This is a genomic window from Bradyrhizobium sp. USDA3010 (genome assembly GCF_056429065.1).
Map to the genome: position 1 here is coordinate 221,580 of NZ_JBWJZD010000002.1, position 18,280 is coordinate 239,859.

Consider the following 18,280-nt stretch of genomic DNA (forward strand, 5'->3'; position numbering starts at 1 on the left):
CGATGACAAGCTTGCCTGCCTCGGATGAGAAGCGCTGCCGTAACAAGGGACCTAGATCGGCGGATCGGCGAAGCTGGGCGTTACGCAAAACCTGGTCGATATCCTGGAATTGAATGCCACTGTCCTGCTGCATGGCTTTACTCCGGAAATATTCAGGTGATGAAAAACTCATGGGATGCTGCGCGCTGTTTGTTTCGCGCTCGCTTCAACGCACCGGAAATGGTGTTTCATTCACGCGGAGGTGACTACCGGTTCGAGCCAGGGAGGCTCTGGCGGCTAGCGAACCATGGAACGAAGCTAGGTCGAATATCAGCGGCAGCCGATCGGCAGACACTGCACGGGCCGTCCTGGTCAATATCCGAAAGGCTGGCTGGCGGAGACGGAGGGATTCGAACCCTCGATAGGCCTTTACAAGCCTATAACGGTTTAGCAAACCGCCGCCTTCAGCCACTCGGCCACGTCTCCAATGGCGCCGATATGCCCGAGAGGGCGCTAAGCCGCAAGCGGCAGATTCAGTTTGTGGCAAGGTGATTTGGTGGCAGCTCCGCCGCAGGCGGCCCGGGAGCGGGCGCTGAGCCTTTATAGTCCGCGCCGATTCCGGTGCGATGGTTCGGGTGAGTGCAGGAAACGCAAGCTATAACAATAAGTTAGACCGATGTCGGCGCAGAGCTAACCGTGGCCCTTCGCTAGGCTGTTGAAAACCGGCCGGCGCCTGGTCATTCCAGGCTGGCGCCGCGGCGCAGGTCGGCGTCGATCTGCAATCTGGTGCCGCCGCCGAAGCGGGCACGGTAGACCTGCAGGTTCTCCATGATCCGCTGGACGTAGTTCCGCGTCTCCGAGAACGGAATCAGCTCGACCCAGTCGACCGCGTCGACCTTGGGATCGCGCGGGTCGCCATAGCGCTCGATCCACTTCTTCACGCTGCCGCGGCCGGCATTGTAGGCGGCGAAGGTCAGGATGTAGGAGCCGCGATAGTCCTCGAGCAGGCCGCCGAGCTCGGCGGCGCCGAGCATCGCGTTGTAGACCGGGTCGGTCTTCATCCGGTTGAGGTCGAAGCCGATGCCGGCGCGCTTGCAGACATAGCGTCCGGCGTCCGGCGTCACCTGCATCAGGCCGTAGGCCTGGGCCGGCGACACCACGGCCGGATTGAACGCGCTCTCCTGGCGCGCAATCGCGTAGACGACGCTCTGCTCGACCTCCGGCCCGACTTGGCGGAACGACGGAATGCCGTTCACCGGGTAGGCGTAGTGGTCGAACGGCAGGCCGCGATTGAGCGCGGCCTTGCCCATCAGCAGCATGCCGCGGGCATCGCCGTGGCGCGCGGTGAGCTCGCCGAGGCCGGCCAGCGCTTCCGGATCGCCATTGTCGCCCATATCGCCGAAGATCGGGATCGCGAGCTCGCGCGCGTCGATTTCGTAGAGCAGCCCGACCGCGCGCACGATTTCCAGCCGGTCGGCGCCGCGGCCGCGCGGCGCGCTGTTCAATTCGATCTGCGGCAGGCCGAGCTTGGCGCGCGCGAGCTGGCCGTAATAGCTGGTCGACTGCTCGGCTGCGCGTGCGTAGGCGGCGCGCGCCTCCTGGCCGCGGCCGGCGGCTTCAGCGGCGCGGCCCTGCCAATAGCCGGCCCGCGCCAGCGCGGTCGGGTTGGCGCTGCCGACGCCGATCCGCGCGAAATGCTGGGCGGCGAGGGCGGGGTCGTTGAGAAAGCGCAGCGCGATCCAGCCCGAGGTGAATTCCTGCTCGGTCTTGTAGATGTCGCGGGCGGGCAGCGCCGCGTCGCGCGCGATCAGATAGGCGGAGCGAAACTCGTTGACGTCGATCATCTTGCGCGCCAGCAGGCGGCGCTCGACCCACCATTCGTCGACATTGAAGAGCCGCGCGGCGTCCTTCGGCGCGCTCAGCATCAGCTGCGCGGCTTCAGTGAACTTCTCCTCGCGGCGGAGCAGCTGGATCTTGGCAAACAAATAACCGGTGTCGCCGGAGAGTTCGCGCGGCACCTCTTCGAGCAGCGCGCGCAGGTTCGAGCCCTTGCGGTTGGCCGCGATGCGCGCCTTGGCGAGCGCCAGATAACCGGAACCGAGACGCCTGGCCGCGCGGATGCCGGCGGCCTCGTTGTCGGTGCCGTAGAGCATGGTGTCCATGCGCGCCTTGTGGTCGCCGGCGGTCAGGAACGAGCCGAACAGATCGAGCGCGGTGGTTTCGGTGTCCTCGCTCATCGGATCGTTGCGCCAGGCCTCGCGCACCAGCCGCTCGGCATTGCCGCGGTCGCCGCGTCCGATCATCACCTTGGCGAGCGCGAGCCGGCCCTTGGCCGAGACCGGCGATTCATTCTGGAACCAGGCCCACACCGCGGAATCGTCGCGATGGTCGTCCCATAGCGAGGCCTCGATGCGGCGGCGCAGGAAGGTCTGCGAGGGCCAGCTCGGATTGGCGTCAAGGAAGGCGCGGTAGCGCTCGACCGAGGCGCCATTGTCCTCGCTGCGCAGGATCAGCCATTCGGCAAGCTTGCGCGCCACCGGATCGGAAATCGAGGCCTCGGCCTCGGTGGCGTCCGCCGGCCTGCGCTTGCGCAGCAGCTCGACGACGCTCGCAAGCGCTTCCTTGTCGGACTGCGACGTCGACGATGTCGCGGCCACGGCCGCAGGCAGCACCGGCTTGCGCGCGATCGGCGCGGCATGCTGGCGGGTCGCCGGAACCAGCGCGGGGGCGGCGGCGCGGACGGGCATCGGCTTGTTCGGCAGACTTCCTGTTGCAGCCGGAGCAGCGGGCTTCGACGCGGTGGTCTTTGCAGAAGTGGTTTTGGACGTGCTGCTCTTTGACGCGGCAGCCTTCGAGGCGTCGGTCTTGGAAGGCGCGGCCTTGGCGCCGTCTGTCTTCGCCGCGCCGGACTTCGAAGAGGTCGTCTTGGCGGCCTCCGTCTTGGCAGCGCTGGCCTTGTTTTCGCCGTTCTTGGCGGCGGCTGGCTTTGAAGCGTGTGCCTTCGAGGTGCCGGCCTTGGAAGCGTCGGTCTTGGAAGCGCCCTTGGAAGCCGCATTCTTCGGGGCAGCTGTCTTGGAAGTCGCATCCTGGGCAGCCGGCTTCGCGGCTGGAACATCCTCGGCGGCCCATGCATCGGCCGTGATGGCGACAAGGCCAACGACGAGCGCCAGGCTCGTCGCCAGCGCCGTCGATCGCAAAGTGCCTGCGCGGGCGGAACGGATCACAGAAGTCCTCTGCGGCCCCGAATCATCTGGTCGGTTGGGCCATGGGTTCTTATTTGATTGAAAACGTAGACAAAATACTAAGAAGCCTGCCGGTGCGGCTGTTTGCGCCAGCACAACGGCAAAATCGCGGCTGGAGCCGCCTGGGAATAGGTTCGGTGCGGCCCTTTCGCCTGCCGGTCAGACCCGATATGAATTGCCTTTCATGGCGTTTCGCATCAACCGGGTGCCGGTTGCACGGACGTGAAGCACGACAATAACAAGGGTCCGTCGACCTAGCCTTTAGCCTGAAGCGTTTGGAGGAAGTCCATGGCAGCCAAGACAAAATTCCGGGGATCATTCACTGCCTTGGTGACGCCCTTCAAAAACGGCGCGGTGGATGAGGCGGCGTTCCGCGGCCTCGTCAACTGGCAGATCGCCGAGGGCACGCACGGCCTGGTGCCGGTCGGCACCACAGGCGAGAGCCCGACGCTGAGCCATGACGAGCACAAGCGCGTGGTCGAGTGGTGCATCGAGGAGGCCAAGGGCCGGGTGCCCGTGATCGCCGGTGCCGGCTCGAATTCGACCAAAGAGGCGATCGAACTCGCCGAGCACGCGGAGAAGGCCGGCGCCAATGCGGTGCTGGTGGTGACGCCGTACTACAACAAGCCGACCCAGGAAGGCATGTACCAGCACTTCAAGGCGATCAACGATGCGATCGGCATTCCGATCATCATCTACAACATCCCGCCGCGCTCGGTGATCGACATGTCGGTGGACACCATGACGCGGCTGTTCGAACTGAAGAACATCGCCGGCGTCAAGGACGCGACCGCGAGCATGGTGCGGGTGTCGCAGCAGCGCGCCGCGATGGGCGAGGACTTCAATCAACTGTCGGGCGAGGACGCGACCATCATCGGCTACATGGCACATGGCGGCCACGGCTGCATCTCGGTGACCTCGAACGTCGCGCCGCGGTTGTGCTCGGAGTTCCAGACCGCCTGGCAGAAGGGCGATGTCACGACGGCGCTAAAAATCCACGACAAGCTGATGCCGCTGCACACCAACCTGTTCATCGAGAGCAATCCGGCGCCGGTGAAGTATGCGATGTCGCTGCTCGGCAAGCTGGACGAGAAGCTGCGCCTGCCGATGGTGCCGGTCTCTGAATCGACCCGCCAGGCCGTCCGCAGCGCCATGGTGCATGCCGGCCTGATCAACTGAGCCAGGCCGGTACCGCCGTGAACAATGCCGTGCGCAATGTCGAACAGAAGGGGATGGGAATGCTGAAGGAATTCCGCGAATTCGCCATGAAGGGCAATGTCGTCGACCTCGCCGTCGGCGTCATCATTGGCGCAGCCTTCGGCGCGATCGTCACTTCGTTGGTCGGCGACATCATCATGCCGATCATCGGCGCGATCACGGGCGGACTCGATTTCTCCAACTATTTCACCGGGCTTTCCAAGGCTGTCACCGCAACCAACCTGGCCGACGCCAAGAAGCAGGGCGCGGTGCTGGCCTGGGGCAACTTCCTGACGCTGACGCTGAACTTCCTGATCATCGCCTTCGTGCTGTTCATGGTCATTCGCGCCATGAACCAGTTCAAGCGCAAGGACGAGGCCAAGTCCGCCGAGCCGCCGAAGCCGTCCGACGAGGTCGTGCTGCTGACGGAAATCCGCGACCTCCTCAAGAAGGGCTAACGTGGCCGACAAGAACGAACGTCCGATCAAGGTTGTCGCTGAAAACCGAAAGGCCCGCTTCAACTACGCCATCGAGGATACGGTCGAGGCCGGCATTTCGCTGACCGGCACCGAGGTGAAGTCGATCCGCAGCGGCAAGAGCACGATCGCGGAATCCTATGCGGATTCCAAGAACGGCGAGATTTGGCTGATCAACGCCAATATCCCCGAATATCTGCAGGCCAACCGCTTCAACCACGAGCCGAAGCGACCGCGAAAACTCTTGCTGCATCGCAAGCAGATCAACAAGCTGCTTGGCGCCGTCGACCGCGAGGGCATGACGCTCATTCCGCTGAAGCTGTACTTCAACGAGCGCGGCCGTGCCAAACTGCTGCTTGCGGTCGCCAAGGGCAAGAAGCTGCACGACAAGCGCGAGTCCGAGAAGAAGCGCGACTGGGGCCGCGAAAAGGGCCGCCTGATGCGGGCGCGGGGCTAGGGCGTTCCGAGTGCCGTCACTGCGACGACGACGGATGGAGATTGGTCCGATGAACCAGAGCAGCCTCACCGACGTCGACTGGAGCAAGATCCCGGCACCCGCGGACGATGGCGGCGCGGCGCATTTGATCGGCATGACGATCCCGCCGGTCCGGCTGCGCGCCACCGACGACACCTCGGTGGCGCTCTCGGCGCTCGAGAGCCGCACCGTGGTGTTCGCCTATCCGCGAACCGGCGAGCCCGGCAAGATCGGGCTGGTCGACGATTGGGACATGATCCCGGGGGCCCGCGGCTGTACGCCGCAGACCTGCGCCTTCCGCGACCTGTTCGCCGACCTGAAGGCGGCCGGTGCCATCAGGGTGTTCGGGCTGTCGACGCAGAGCAATGCCTACCAGACCGAGATGGCGTCGCGCCTGCATCTGCCGTTCCCGGTACTGTCAGACGAAGCGCTGGAACTGACCCGCGCGCTGAGATTGCCGACGATGTCGGTGGCGGGCCTGACGCTGATCAAGCGGCTTGCGCTCATCATCGACGATGCGCGCATCACGCACGTGTTCTATCCGGTGTTCCCGCCTGACCGGAATGCCGGCGACGTGCTGGAATGGCTGCAGGCCAATTCGCGGAAAGATGAGAGCGCTTCCAAATAAAGTGGATACCGGTTCGCGAAGTGGATACCGGGAGAAGGGCTCTAGCCGAGCTCCCTGCGCACGGCCGCGAAGACCTTGCGGAACATGTCGGTCGTCAGCACGCCGGTGTTCGTGTTGTAGCGCGAGCAGTGATAGCTGTCGTAGAGCTTGAAAGTGCCTGCGCTATGCACGGCGCCGTGCACAAAGGGCGCCGCAGCCAGACGAACATCCAGCGCCTTCAACGTAGATTCGTGTGCGATTCGCCCGAGCAGCACGATCGCGCGCAGCTTCGGCATCGTGGCGATGGTGGCGCGGAGGAATTGCCGGCAGGTGTTGATCTCGGCTGGCAGCGGCTTGTTTTGCGGCGGCACGCAGCGCACCGCGTTGCTGATCCGGCAGTCCACCAGCTTCAAGCCGTCGTCCGGCCGGGCCTGATAGACGCCGCTGGCAAAGCCATATTCGAGCAAGGTCGCGTAGAGCAGATCGCCGGCGTAATCGCCGGTGAAGGGACGGCCGGTGCGGTTGGCGCCCTGCATGCCCGGCGCGAGCCCGACGATCAGGAGCCGCGCATTCGGATCGCCGAATGATTCCACCGGCGAGTTGAACCAGTCCGGGTGGAGTGTGCGGGCCTGCGCGCGAAAGTCGGCCAGCCTGACACAGAGCTGACAGTTGCTGTCGGGGCGCGTGGGTGCGGCGACGAGATTACTCGTCGAAATCGTCATCGGCTCCCCGGGGGGCCATCGTGGTCGCGCGCTGCAGGAATTGCGGGGAGTGGTGACGCGGTTCGCGCGGGGCCGGACGTTCGGACGGATCGCGACCAAGCTTGGATTGCAGCTCGACGAGGTCGGTGAAGACGTCGGCCTGGCGGCGCAGCTCGTCGGCGATCATCGGCGGCTGGCTCGCAATCGTGGAGATGACGGTGACCCGGACGCCGCGGCGCTGCACGGCCTCGACCAGCGAGCGGAAGTCGCCGTCGCCGGAAAACAGGATCATCTGGTCGATGTGCTCGGCCAGTTCCATGGCATCGACGGCAAGCTCGATGTCCATATTGCCCTTCACCTTGCGGCGGCCGCTGGCGTCGATGAATTCCTTGGTCGCCTTGGTGACCACGGTGTAGCCGTTGTAGTCGAGCCAATCGATCAGCGGACGGATCGACGAATACTCCTGATCCTCGATGATCGCCGTGTAGTAGAACGCACGGAGCAGGGTGCCGCGACTCTGGAATTCCTTGAGAAGGCGCTTGTAGTCGATGTCGAAGCCGAGCGTCTTTGCGGTTGCGTAAAGATTGGCTCCATCGATGAAGAGCGCGATCTTGTTGGAAACAGGTGACGACATCAAAGTGTTCTCGCGTGGTTGTTAGTGTTCTTAGCGCGGCGGTGATCAACCGCGCGTAATTTCCGGCGTTGCTGCCTAAAGTTCGGTGAATCTTTCCCCACGACAGTCACCACCGCAATTATGGTGAGGCGAGGGCAAAAAGCCTAGACCTTTGACATTGCAATGAAGAGATTTACTTGTCTGGGACAGCAACCTAGCCATGTCATCAGACGCTCCGGCCCTTCTGGCCCCGGCAGAGGGGGGTATCAGAGCCTGTTGGGAAGGCAAATCACAAATTTTGCCTTGCGAAACGGGGGCTAGCCCTATAACTAACCCTCATAACCTACATGTTTGGTCCCTTTTACCACGGAGCGCCTCGAGATGGCTCGCGTCACCGTCGAAGATTGCATTGATAAGGTCGACAATCGTTTCGACCTCGTCCTGTTGGCCGCGCATCGTGCCCGGATGATCTCGTCGGGATCGCAACTCACGGTTGATCGCGACAACGACAAGAACCCGGTCGTTTCGCTGCGGGAGATCGCCGATTCGACGATCTCGCCGGAGGACCTGAAAGAGGAACTCGTGCACTCCCTGCAGAAGTTCGTCGAGGTCGACGAGCCCGAGCCGGACACTGTGCCGCTGATCGGTTCCGCCGGTGCCAGCGTCGACGCCGACGACACCGAGGTCGCGGTCGAGCGCATGACCGAGGAAGAGCTGCTGAAGGGCCTCGAGGGCCTGGCGCCCCCGGAAGAGCAGCCCGAGGAAGACGAGTAAGTCCGTCGTTCGGCTCCACATCTCGGATCAATTTGCCAAAGGCCCGGACATTGCTCCGGGCCATTGCTTTTGTTGACAATTTTGCGGTTACGGTGCGTCCTATGCGGGCGCGCGAAATTGAATGGTTCCAGGGCCGCGCGGGGTGCTGCTTCGTTCGAAAGCGCACTAGATTGAGGAAGAAGGGACGTTCCGGTCCCGCGAGAGGCAGCGAGTTCATGGCGTATCGACGCCGCAGTTCCATCCAGATGCAGGCTGCAACCGAAACGGTCGCGGTCGCGCCGGCCTCGTCCGCGGCGGAAAGGCCGGCGAAGCTGCGGACCCGAATGATGCGACAATATGACCTTGTCGAGCGCGTCCGGTCCTATAACCCCGACACCAACGAAGACCTGCTCAACCGCGCCTACGTCTACGCCATGAAGGCGCACGGCACCCAGACGCGTGCCTCCGGCGATCCCTATTTCTCGCATCCGCTCGAGGTCGCCGCGATCCTCACCAACCTCAAGCTCGACGACGCCACGATCGTGGCGGCGCTGCTGCACGACACGATCGAGGACACCGAGGCGACGCGGGCCGAGATCGACCATGTGTTCGGCCATGAGATCGGCGCGCTGGTCGAAGGCCTGACCAAGCTGAAGCGGCTGGAGCTGGTGTCGCGCGAGGCCAAGCAGGCCGAGAATTTGCGCAAGCTGCTGCTGGCGATCGCCGACGACGTCCGCGTGCTGCTGATCAAGCTCGCCGACCGCCTGCACAACATGCGCACGCTGGAATTCGTGCCGCCGGCCTCGCGCCGCCGCATCGCCGAGGAGACGCTGGATATCTATGCGCCGCTGGCCGGTCGCATGGGTATGCAGGAGATGCGCGGGGAGCTGGAAGACCTGTCGTTCTTCGTGCTTGATCCCGAGGCCTATGCGGTGGTCAAGCAGCGGCTCGATTCACTGGCCGAGCGCAACCGCAACCTGATCGGCGAGATCGAAACCCAGCTCTCCAAGAACCTGCAGAAGAACGGCATCACCGCGCGGGTGTTCGGCCGCCGCAAGCAGCCGTTTTCGATCTGGACCAAGATGGAGCGCAAGTCGGTCGGCTTCGAGCAGCTCTCCGACATCTACGGCTTCCGCGTCATCCTCGACGATGTCGGCGCCTGCTACCGCGCGCTCGGCATTGTCCACACCACCTGGCCGGTCGTGCCGGGCCGCTTCAAGGATTACATCTCGACGCCGAAGCAGAACGACTACCGGTCGATCCACACCACCGTGATCGGACCGGGCAAGCAGCGCGTCGAGTTGCAGATCCGCACCGAGGAGATGAACCAGATCGCCGAGTTCGGCATCGCCGCGCATGCCTTCTACAAGGAAGGGGCGGGCTCGCCGCATGAGCGGCTGAAGCACGAGTCCAACGCCTTCGCCTGGCTGCGCCACACCATCGGCATCCTCTCGGAGAGCTCCAATCCCGAGGAATTCCTCGAGCACACCAAGCTCGAGCTGTTCCATGACCAGGTGTTCTGCTTCACGCCGAAGGGCAAGCTGATCGCGCTGCCGCGCAACGCCAACGTGATCGATTTCGCCTATGCCGTGCACACCGGTGTCGGCAACAGCGCGGTCGGCTGCAAGATCAACGGCAAGTTCGCGCCGCTGTCCTCCGAGCTGCAGAATGGCGACGAGGTCGAGGTGCTGACCTCGAAGGCGCAGTCGGCGCCGCCGTCGGCCTGGGAAGCGCTCGCCCGCACCGGCAAGGCGCGCGCCGCGATCCGGCGTGCCACCCGCGATGCGGTGCGGGACCAGTATGCCGGCCTCGGCCGCCGCATCGTCGACCGCCTGTTTGCCCGCGCCAAGATCGAATATGCCGACGACAAGCTGAAGGGCGCCTTGCCGCGGCTCGCCCGCACCTCGATCGAGGACGTGATGGCCTCCGTTGGACGCGGCGAGATCAAGGCCTCCGACGTCGCGCGCGCGATGTATCCCGACTACAAGGAAGAGCGGATGGTGCGCTATGGCGCCAAGAAGGGGCTCGCCGCCAAGCTGAAAACGCAGACCCCGCCGCATCCGGCGCGCGCCACCTCGGTGATCCCGGTGCGCGGCATCAATTCCGAGCTGCCGGTGAAGTTCGCGCCGAACGGCGGTGCCGTGCCGGGCGATCGGATCGTCGGCATCGTTACGGCGGGTGAGGGGATCACGATCTACCCGATCCAGTCGCCGGCGCTGAAGGATTTCGAGGAGGAGCCGGAGCGCTGGCTCGACGTGCGCTGGGACATCGACGAGACCATGCCGCAGCGCTTCCCCGCGCGCATCCTGGTCCACAATGTCAACGAGCCGGGCAGCCTCGCCCAGATCGCGACCGTGATCGCCGAGCACGACGGCAATATCGACAACATCCACATGTCGCGCCAATCGCCTGACTTCACGGAGCTGACCATCGATCTTGAGGTCTATGACCTCAAGCATCTCAGCGCTATCATCGCGCAGTTGCGCGCCAAGGCCGTCGTTGCACGAGTCGAACGCGTCAATGGGTAAAGATGCATGTGCAGGGCATAGGCGAGTGCAGGGCATAGGCGAGCGGAAGCGACGCCTTCCTTCGGACGGCTATGCCCGCGCATGACAGGCTAGAATTGCAGGTTAGGGACATGTCAAAGGCTGCTCCGCTCCGTCTCGGTATCAATGTCGATCACGTCGCGACCCTGCGCAATGCGCGGGGCGGGGCGCGGCCCGATCCGGTGCGGCTGGCGCTTGCCGCGATCGCGGCCGGCGCCGACGGCATCACCGCGCATTTGCGCGAGGATCGCCGTCACATCCGCGACGAGGACATGGCGCGGCTCAAGGCCGAGATATCCAAGCCGCTGAATTTCGAGATGGCGGCGACCGACGACATGCTGAGGATTTCGCTCGCCACCAAGCCGCATGCGGTCTGCCTGGTGCCGGAACGGCGCCAGGAACTCACCACCGAAGGCGGCCTCGACGTGGTCGGCCAGCACAATGCGCTGGCGCCGTTCATCGCGCGGCTCAATGATGCCGGCATCCGGGTCTCGCTGTTCATCGCCGCCGATCCCCGGCAGATCGAGATGGCCGCGCAGCTGAAGGCGCCCGTGATCGAGATCCACACCGGCGGCTGGTGCGACGCCGTGGTCGATGGCCACAAGGACAAGGCTGAGGCCGAGTGGAAGCGCATCGTCGCCGGCGCCAAGCTCGCACAGGCGGCCGGGCTCGAGGTCCATGCCGGCCACGGGCTCGATTATGAGACCGCGGAGACGATCTCCGCGCTGCCCGAAATCCGCGAGCTCAACATCGGCTACTTCATGATGGGCGAGGCGCTGTTTGTCGGCATCGCCGCCACGGTGCGCGAGATGCGTGCGGCGATGGACCGCGGCCGCGCCAGGGCGCAAGGCGCGGTCAGCGCATGATCATCGGCATTGGCTCCGACCTGATCGACATCACCCGGATTGCCAAGGTGATCGAGCGGCACGGCGAGCGATTCCTCGATCGCATCTTCACCGACGCCGAGCGCGCCAAGGCGGTGCGCCGGGCCAACAGCCAGAAGATGGTGGTCGCAACCTATGCCAAGCGGTTCGCCGCGAAGGAGGCCTGCTCCAAGGCACTCGGCACCGGTATCCGGCGCGGGGTGTGGTGGAAGGACATGGGGGTGGTGAACCTGCCGGGAGGGCGGCCGTCGATGCAGCTGACCGGCGGGGCGCTGGCCCGGCTCCAGGAGCTGACACCCGCGGGCATGCAGGCGCAGATCGACCTTTCGATCACGGACGATTGGCCGCTGGCGCAGGCCTTCGTCATAATTTCGGCGGTTGCTCCGGCCAGATGACCGCGCGGCGCCGGAATTTGCCAGAAAACTTCAGCAAACTAAAAAATCATTGACATTTCAATGAATTGCGAAGTTTTGAGGCGGCGATTGATTGCGCCCCTGCGAACAACCGTCTAAAACGCCGCACGGTATCGAGCGAGACGCGGATTCCAGGTTCAGGCCGGAATTTGCCCTCAAGATCAGAATCAAGGCCATTTTCCTCACGCGGGGGTCGAACGCTTCGCGTGGAGAGAACGTTCTGCCACCGCGTGGGCATCAGGGCCCGCGGGAATTGGGAAAGCAATGAGCGCGACCACCGGGACCAAATCTGAGAGCGGCGTGGGCGAGACCATCCGCGTCGTCATCCATGCCCTTCTGATCGCGCTCGTCATCCGCACCTTCCTGTTCCAGCCGTTCAACATCCCCTCGGGGTCGATGAAGGCGACGCTCCTGGTCGGCGACTACCTGTTCGTCTCGAAATATTCCTATGGCTATAGCCACTATTCGATCCCGTTCTCGCCGAACATCTTCTCGGGGCGCATCTTCGGCTCAGAGCCGAACCGCGGCGACATCGTGGTATTCCGCCTGCCGCGGGATGACTCCACCGACTACATCAAGCGTGTCATCGGACTGCCGGGCGACCGCATCGAGGTCCGGAACGGGCTGCTCTACATCAACGATGAGCCGATCAAGCGCGAGCGGCTGAGCGATTTCGTCGGCGAGGATCCCTGCGGCTCGGCGGACGCCACCGCCCGGGTCAAGCGCTGGAAGGAAACGCTGCCGAACGGCGTCAGCTATGAGTCGCTCGACTGCACCGACAACAGCTACATGGACAACACCATCGTCTACACCGTTCCGCCCGGGCATTTCTTCATGATGGGCGACAACCGCGACAACTCCACCGACAGCCGCTTCCTGTCGCAGGTCGGCTACGTGCCGTTCGAGAACATCATCGGGCGTGCCCAGATGATCTTCTTCTCGATCGCCGAGGGCGAGCAGGCCTGGATGATCTGGCGCTGGCCGTTCGCCGTGCGGTGGAACCGCCTATTCTCCATCGTGCGATGAACGACGATACCGCAGCCATCAACGATCAAGCGCCCACCGGCGAGCCGAGCCAGACGCCCGCCGCCGGAAGCGCGGCCGCGCCGAAGAAGCGGCGCACCAAGGCCGCCAGGGCGGCTGAAGAGAAGGCCGCGATCGCCGGCACCGAGGCGCGTATCGGGTATACGTTCTCGGATGCCGCGCTGCTGACCACCGCGTTCACCCACGTCTCCGCGCTGAAGCCCGCCACCCGCAACCGCGCCGACAGCTACCAGCGGCTGGAATTCCTCGGCGACCACGTGCTCGGGCTGATCGTGTCCGACATGCTGTTCCGGGCGTTCCCGAAGGCCGACGAGGGCGAATTGTCGAAGCGGCTCGCCGATCTCGTGCGCAAGGAGAGCTGCGCCGACGTCGCCAAGTCGCTCGGGCTGCTCGAGGACATCAAGCTCGGCATGGTGAAGGCGGTCGAGGGCGCACGGCTGCGCAAATCCGTGCTCGGCGATATCTGCGAAGCGGTGATCGGGGCGATCTTTCTCGACGGCGGCTACGAGGCCGCACGCCAGTTCGTCGAGCGCAATTGGACCGAGCGGATGCACAAGCTGCGCCGGCCGCTGCGCGATCCCAAGACCGTGTTGCAGGAATGGGCGCAAGGCAAGGGATTGCCGACGCCGGTCTATCGCGAGGTCGAACGCACCGGCCCGCACCACGATCCACAATTCCGCGTTGCGGTTGACCTGCCGGGCCTCGCCTCCGCCGAGGGCCTCGGAGGCAACAAGCGCGCGGCCGAGAAAGCAGCAGCATCCGCGATGATCGAACGTGAAGGCGTCGGTACCAATGACTGACGAACCCAACGGGCAAGGAGACGCGACGCGCTGTGGCTTCGTCGCGCTGATCGGTGCGCCCAATGTCGGCAAGTCGACGCTGGTCAATGCGCTGGTGGGCTCCAAGGTCACCATCGTTTCGCGCAAGGTGCAGACCACGCGCGCGCTGATCCGCGGCATCGTGATCGAGGGCAACGCGCAGATCATCCTGGTCGATACGCCCGGCATCTTCGCGCCGCGGCGCCGGCTCGACCGCGCCATGGTGTCGACCGCCTGGAGCGGCGCCCACGACGCCGATCTCGTCTGTGTGCTGCTCGACGCGAAGTCGGGCATCGACGAGGAGGCCAATGCGATCCTCGCCAAGCTCGAAACCGTCGCGCATCCGAAGATCCTGGTGCTGAACAAGGTCGACCTCGTGCAGCGCGAGAAGCTGCTGGCGCTGGCGCAGGCCGCCAACGAGCGGATGCGCTTCGAGCACACTTTCATGATCTCGGCGCTGTCGGGCGACGGCGTTGCCGACCTGCGCGAGGCGCTGGCCAAGCTGGTGCCGGCGGGACCGTTCCTCTATCCCGAGGACCAGATGTCGGATGCGCCGATGCGGCATCTGGCGGCCGAGATCACCCGCGAGAAGATCTACAGCCACCTGCATCAGGAACTGCCGTACCAGTCGACGGTCGAGACCGACAGCTGGACCGACCGCAAGGACAAGTCGATCCGCATCGAGCAGACGATCTTTGTCGAGCGCGAGAGCCAGCGCAAGATCGTGCTCGGCAAGGGCGGCGCCACCATCAAGTCGATCGGCGCGCAGGCGCGTGCCGAGATCGCCGAGATCATGGGCGTGCCTGTACACCTGTTCCTGTTCGTCAAGGTGCGCGAGAACTGGGGCGACGATCCCGACCGCTACAAGGAAATGGGACTGGATTTCCCCAAGGAATGAGCCGGCGCTTGAACGTGCCCAGAGCAATGAGCGTGCCCAAAGCAATGAATGTGCCCAGAAATGTGCTGTGGTTTGAGGTGCTGCTCTATCTGTCGCTGACGCTCGACGCGTTGTCGGTGGCGTTCCAGGACCGCACGCCGACCGACGTGAGGACCGATCAGATGATCACCGGCGAGACGCTGACCGCCGGCTGCATGATCCTGCTGCTGGTGTATTTCGTCCGGCTTGCGGCGCAGCACCGCAAGAACTGGCCGCGCTGGGCGCTGGGTGCGATGCTGGTGCTGTCGGTGATCTCGCTGGTGCAGGTGATCGGCGAAAAGGGCCTGGAGCTCGATAGCGCCATCGAGGTGGTGTCCTGCATCCTGACCACGGCCGGGCTCTATTACTCCTTCACCGGCGACGCACAGGGCTGGTTCAACGCGTAGGCTGCGTAGGGCGAGCGGGTCCGCGCCAGCGCGGCCCGATGACAGGCTCCGGCGTAACCCGCCGTGTAACTTCCTGGCGATATCGGCGGATTACGCTGCGCTAATCCGCCCTACATGATACTTTTGCAGCCATGGAATGGACCGATGAAGGCATCGTGCTGGGCGTGCGGCGGCATGGCGAATCCTCCGCCATCGTCGAGCTCTTGACGCGCGAGCACGGCCGCCATCTCGGCCTGGTGCGCGGCGGCGCCAGCTCGCGGATGCGGCCGCTGCTGCAGCCCGGCAACAGCGTCACCGCGGTGTGGCGGGCGCGGCTCGACGAGCATCTGGGCATGTACACGCTGGAAGGCACGCGGCTGCGCGCGGCGACGCTGCTCGCCTCGTCGCACGCGGTCTATGGCGTGACCCATCTGGCTGCGCTGGCCCGGCTGCTGCCGGAGCGCGATCCGCATGAAGACATCTACGAGATGCTGCAGGGGACGCTCGACGATTTCGACGATGCCGGCGTCGCGGCGGTGCACCTGATCCGGTTTGAGCTCGCCATGCTCACCGAGCTCGGCTTCGGGCTCGACCTGGAAAACTGCGCGGCGACCGGAGAGACCACCGACCTGATCTATGTCTCGCCGAAATCCGGCGGCGCCGTGTCCCGTGCCGCCGGCGAGCCGTGGCGCGACCGGCTGTTGCCGCTGCCGGCGTTCCTGCGCGAAGGCGAGAGCGGCGCCAACAGCTGGTCGGAGCAGGACCTGCGCGACGGTTTCCAGATCACCGGCCTGTTCCTGCTCCGCCACGTGCTGGAGCCCCGCGGGCAGGGCCATTCCGACGCCCGCGACGGGTTTATCAACGCCGTGACCAGGCCGCGAAGCCGAACGGCGGTTCCGTAAGGCCGATTCGGGCCCTAAATTCCCGGTGATTCGCGGCTTGCCCGATTCACCGCCAAGGTTTAACGCCTCCCCATGGGAAAACGACAGGTACCGCCGGAAAAGCCGGCCGAAATTCACGAGGTGCCGCTGCGTGATGCGCTCGAGGAGCGCTATCTCGCCTATGCGCTCTCGACCATCATGCATCGTGCGTTGCCGGATGCCCGTGACGGGCTGAAGCCGGTGCACCGGCGCATCCTCTACGGCATGGACCTGCTCGGGCTCGACCCGCGCGCGGCATTCAAGAAATCGGCCAAGATCGTCGGCGACGTGATGGGCTCGTTCCATCCGCATGGCGACCAGGCGATTTATGACGCCATGGTGCGCCTCGCGCAGGATTTCTCCTCGCGCTACCCGCTGGTCGACGGCCAGGGCAATTTCGGCAATATCGACGGCGATAACGCGGCCGCCTACCGCTACACCGAAGCGCGCATGACTGAGGTCGCGCGGCTCCTGCTTGAAGGTATCGACGAGGACGGTGTTGAATTCCGCCTCAACTACGATGGCCAGTCGAAAGAGCCGGTGGTGCTGCCCGGCGGCTTCCCGAACCTGCTCGCCAATGGCGCGCAGGGCATCGCGGTCGGCATGGCGACCTCGATCCCGCCGCACAACGCCGCCGAGCTCTGCGACGCCGCGCTGCATCTGATCGAGAAGCCCGACGCCAAGTCGAAGGCGCTGCTGAAATGGGTCAAGGGCCCGGACTTCCCGACCGGCGGCATCGTCGTCGATTCCAAGGAAGCGATCGTCGAGGCCTACACCACGGGGCGCGGCTCGTTCCGCACCCGCGCGCGCTGGACCCAGGAAGAGGGCGCGCGTGGCACCTGGGTGATCGTCGTCACCGAGATTCCGTGGCTGGTGCAGAAGTCGCGGATCGTCGAGAAGATCGCCGAACTCATCAACGAGAAAAAGCTGCCGCTGGTTGGCGATGTCCGCGACGAGTCCGCCGAAGACATCCGCCTCGTGATCGAGCCGAAATCGCGCACGGTCGATCCGGCGCTGATGATGGAGTCGCTGTTCCGGCTGACCGAGCTGGAAAGCAAGATCTCGCTGAACCTGAACGTGCTGATCAAGGGCCGCATCCCGAAGGTGGTCGGCCTTGCCGAGTGCCTGCGCGAATGGCTCGACCATCTGCGCGACGTGCTGGTCCGTCGTTCCAACTTCCGCAAGACGCAGATCGAGCACCGGCTGGAAGTGCTGGGCGGCCACCTCGTCGCCTACCTGAACCTCGACAAGGTGATCAAGATCATCCGCACCGAGGACGAGCCGAAGCCGGTCTTGATGAAGACCTTCAACCTTACCGACGTCCAGGCCGACGCCATCCTCAACATGCGCCTGCGCAATTTGCGCCGCCTGGAGGAGATGGAGATCCGCACCGAGGACAAGGAGCTGCGCAAGGAGCTGAAGGGCATCGAGGGCCTGCTCGGTTCCGAGACCGAGCAATGGGCCAAGGTCAGCGATCAGGTGCGCAAGGTCCGCGATATCTTCGGACCCAAGACGCCGCTCGGCAAACGCCGCACCACCTTCGCCGATGCGCCCGAGCATGATCTCGCCGCGATCGAGGAAGCCCTGGTCGAGCGCGAGCCGTGCACCGTCGTGATCTCCGAGAAGGGCTGGGTGCGGACGCTGAAGGGCCATGTCGAGGATCTGTCGGGGCTCGCTTTCAAGACCGACGACAAGCTCGAGCACTCGTTCTTTGCCGAGACCACCTCGAAGTTGCTGCTGTTCGCCACCAACGGCAAGTTCTACTCGCTCGACGTCGCCAAGCTGCCGGGCGGCCGCGGCCATGGCGAGCCGATCCGCATGTTCATCGACCTCGAGCAGGACGCCGCGATCATCTCGCTGTTCGTCAACAAGGGCGAGCGCAAGTTCCTGATCGCCAGCAGCGAGGGACAGGGCTTCATCGTCAAGGAAGAGGACTGCGTCGGCAATACCCGCAAGGGCAAGCAGGTGCTCAATGTCGAGATGCCGAACGAGGCCCGTGCGATCACCACCGTGAACGGCGACACCGTCGCCGTGATCGGCACCAACCACAAGATGGTGCTGTTCGGTCTCGACCAGGTGCCGGAGATGGCGCGGGGCCGCGGCGTTCGGCTGCAGAAATACAGCAGCTCGGAGCTATCCGATGTCGCGGTGTTCGATTCCAAGACCGGCCTGACCTGGAAGGATTCCGCCGGCCGCGAGCACAGCATGACCTTGAAGGAACTGGCCGACTGGCGCGGCAACCGCGCCGACGCCGGCCGGCTCGCCCATGGCCTGCCGAAGTCGAACAAGTTCAATCGCGGCGTGGAGTAG

General features: G+C 64.6%; 18 protein-coding genes and 1 tRNA gene. 15 read left to right on the forward strand and 4 right to left on the reverse strand.

The features are described 5' to 3' along the window. Positions 1–371 precede the first annotated feature (371 nt). A tRNA-Ser gene (locus AC066Y_RS04050) sits at positions 372–465 on the reverse strand. Between the two features lie 251 nt (positions 466–716). Continuing rightward, entirely contained in the window at positions 717–2,726 is a 2,010-nt protein-coding gene (locus tag AC066Y_RS04055) for a lytic transglycosylase domain-containing protein (protein ID WP_478272766.1), read from the reverse strand. Between the two features lie 4 nt (positions 2,727–2,730). Here AC066Y_RS04055 and AC066Y_RS04060 point away from each other — a divergent pair, with 4 nt between their 5' ends. The 5 genes from AC066Y_RS04060 to AC066Y_RS04080 all read left to right on the forward strand — a co-directional run bounded on the left by AC066Y_RS04060 (position 2,731) and on the right by AC066Y_RS04080 (position 5,997). Next, entirely contained in the window at positions 2,731–3,264 is a 534-nt protein-coding gene (locus AC066Y_RS04060) for a hypothetical protein (RefSeq protein ID WP_478272767.1), read from the forward strand. Positions 3,265–3,509: 245 nt separating this feature from the next. After that, positions 3,510–4,400: a 4-hydroxy-tetrahydrodipicolinate synthase gene (gene dapA / locus AC066Y_RS04065; protein WP_097673426.1), complete on the forward strand. Its 891-nt coding sequence runs from the start codon at positions 3,510–3,512 to the stop codon at positions 4,398–4,400. A 59-nt stretch (positions 4,401–4,459) separates the two neighbouring features. Next, positions 4,460–4,876, forward strand: a complete 417-nt coding sequence (mscL, locus tag AC066Y_RS04070; RefSeq protein WP_212318795.1) for a large conductance mechanosensitive channel protein MscL — start codon at positions 4,460–4,462, stop codon at positions 4,874–4,876. 1 nt (position 4,877) lies between these two features. Next, positions 4,878–5,351, forward strand: a complete 474-nt coding sequence (gene smpB, locus AC066Y_RS04075; RefSeq protein WP_050400974.1) for an SsrA-binding protein SmpB — start codon at positions 4,878–4,880, stop codon at positions 5,349–5,351. A gap of 49 nt (positions 5,352–5,400) precedes the next feature. Next, on the forward strand, positions 5,401–5,997 hold the full coding sequence (locus AC066Y_RS04080) for a peroxiredoxin (protein WP_478272768.1): 597 nt from the start codon (positions 5,401–5,403) through the stop codon (positions 5,995–5,997). 41 nt (positions 5,998–6,038) lie between these two features. Here AC066Y_RS04080 and AC066Y_RS04085 read toward each other — a convergent pair whose 3' ends face one another. Both AC066Y_RS04085 and AC066Y_RS04090 read right to left on the reverse strand, forming a co-directional pair. Further along, positions 6,039–6,698 carry a uracil-DNA glycosylase gene (locus AC066Y_RS04085; RefSeq protein ID WP_478272769.1) on the reverse strand — a complete coding sequence of 220 codons (660 nt, stop codon included), beginning with the start codon at positions 6,696–6,698 and terminating at the stop codon, positions 6,039–6,041. Continuing rightward, positions 6,679–7,311, reverse strand: coding sequence for a LabA-like NYN domain-containing protein (locus AC066Y_RS04090; RefSeq protein ID WP_016844002.1), 633 nt, complete (start codon positions 7,309–7,311; stop codon positions 6,679–6,681). The genes AC066Y_RS04085 and AC066Y_RS04090 overlap by 20 nt, the downstream gene beginning before the upstream one ends. Before the next feature lie 360 nt (positions 7,312–7,671). Here AC066Y_RS04090 and rpoZ point away from each other — a divergent pair, with 360 nt between their 5' ends. From rpoZ to parC, 10 genes are all read left to right on the forward strand, one after another. Next, complete coding sequence (gene rpoZ, locus AC066Y_RS04095; protein WP_016844003.1) at positions 7,672–8,064, forward strand: DNA-directed RNA polymerase subunit omega; 393 nt, start codon at positions 7,672–7,674, stop codon at positions 8,062–8,064. A 215-nt stretch (positions 8,065–8,279) separates the two neighbouring features. Next, positions 8,280–10,571, forward strand: coding sequence for a RelA/SpoT family protein (locus tag AC066Y_RS04100; RefSeq protein WP_478272770.1), 2,292 nt, complete (start codon positions 8,280–8,282; stop codon positions 10,569–10,571). A 110-nt stretch (positions 10,572–10,681) separates the two neighbouring features. Then, a complete protein-coding gene (locus AC066Y_RS04105; RefSeq protein ID WP_478272771.1) occupies positions 10,682–11,455 on the forward strand; it encodes a pyridoxine 5'-phosphate synthase in 774 nt (257 codons plus the stop codon). Beyond that, positions 11,452–11,868 carry a holo-ACP synthase gene (gene acpS, locus AC066Y_RS04110; protein ID WP_478272772.1) on the forward strand — a complete coding sequence of 139 codons (417 nt, stop codon included), beginning with the start codon at positions 11,452–11,454 and terminating at the stop codon, positions 11,866–11,868. The genes AC066Y_RS04105 and acpS overlap by 4 nt, the downstream gene beginning before the upstream one ends. 282 nt (positions 11,869–12,150) lie before the next feature. Then, a complete protein-coding gene (lepB, locus tag AC066Y_RS04115) occupies positions 12,151–12,912 on the forward strand; it encodes a signal peptidase I (RefSeq protein WP_207829927.1) in 762 nt (253 codons plus the stop codon). Continuing rightward, a complete protein-coding gene (gene rnc, locus AC066Y_RS04120; protein ID WP_478272773.1) occupies positions 12,909–13,730 on the forward strand; it encodes a ribonuclease III in 822 nt (273 codons plus the stop codon). Before lepB ends, rnc begins: the two co-directional genes overlap by 4 nt. Beyond that, positions 13,723–14,646 carry a GTPase Era gene (gene era / locus AC066Y_RS04125; RefSeq protein WP_478272774.1) on the forward strand — a complete coding sequence of 308 codons (924 nt, stop codon included), beginning with the start codon at positions 13,723–13,725 and terminating at the stop codon, positions 14,644–14,646. The genes rnc and era overlap by 8 nt, the downstream gene beginning before the upstream one ends. 44 nt (positions 14,647–14,690) lie before the next feature. Then, positions 14,691–15,071, forward strand: coding sequence for a hypothetical protein (locus AC066Y_RS04130; protein WP_092114758.1), 381 nt, complete (start codon positions 14,691–14,693; stop codon positions 15,069–15,071). Positions 15,072–15,202: 131 nt separating this feature from the next. After that, positions 15,203–15,952 carry a DNA repair protein RecO gene (gene recO, locus AC066Y_RS04135; protein ID WP_092114757.1) on the forward strand — a complete coding sequence of 250 codons (750 nt, stop codon included), beginning with the start codon at positions 15,203–15,205 and terminating at the stop codon, positions 15,950–15,952. 72 nt (positions 15,953–16,024) lie between these two features. Next, the gene (gene parC / locus AC066Y_RS04140) at positions 16,025–18,280 is read left to right on the forward strand and encodes a DNA topoisomerase IV subunit A (protein ID WP_478272775.1); all 2,256 of its coding nucleotides are present in this window, start codon (positions 16,025–16,027) and stop codon (positions 18,278–18,280) included.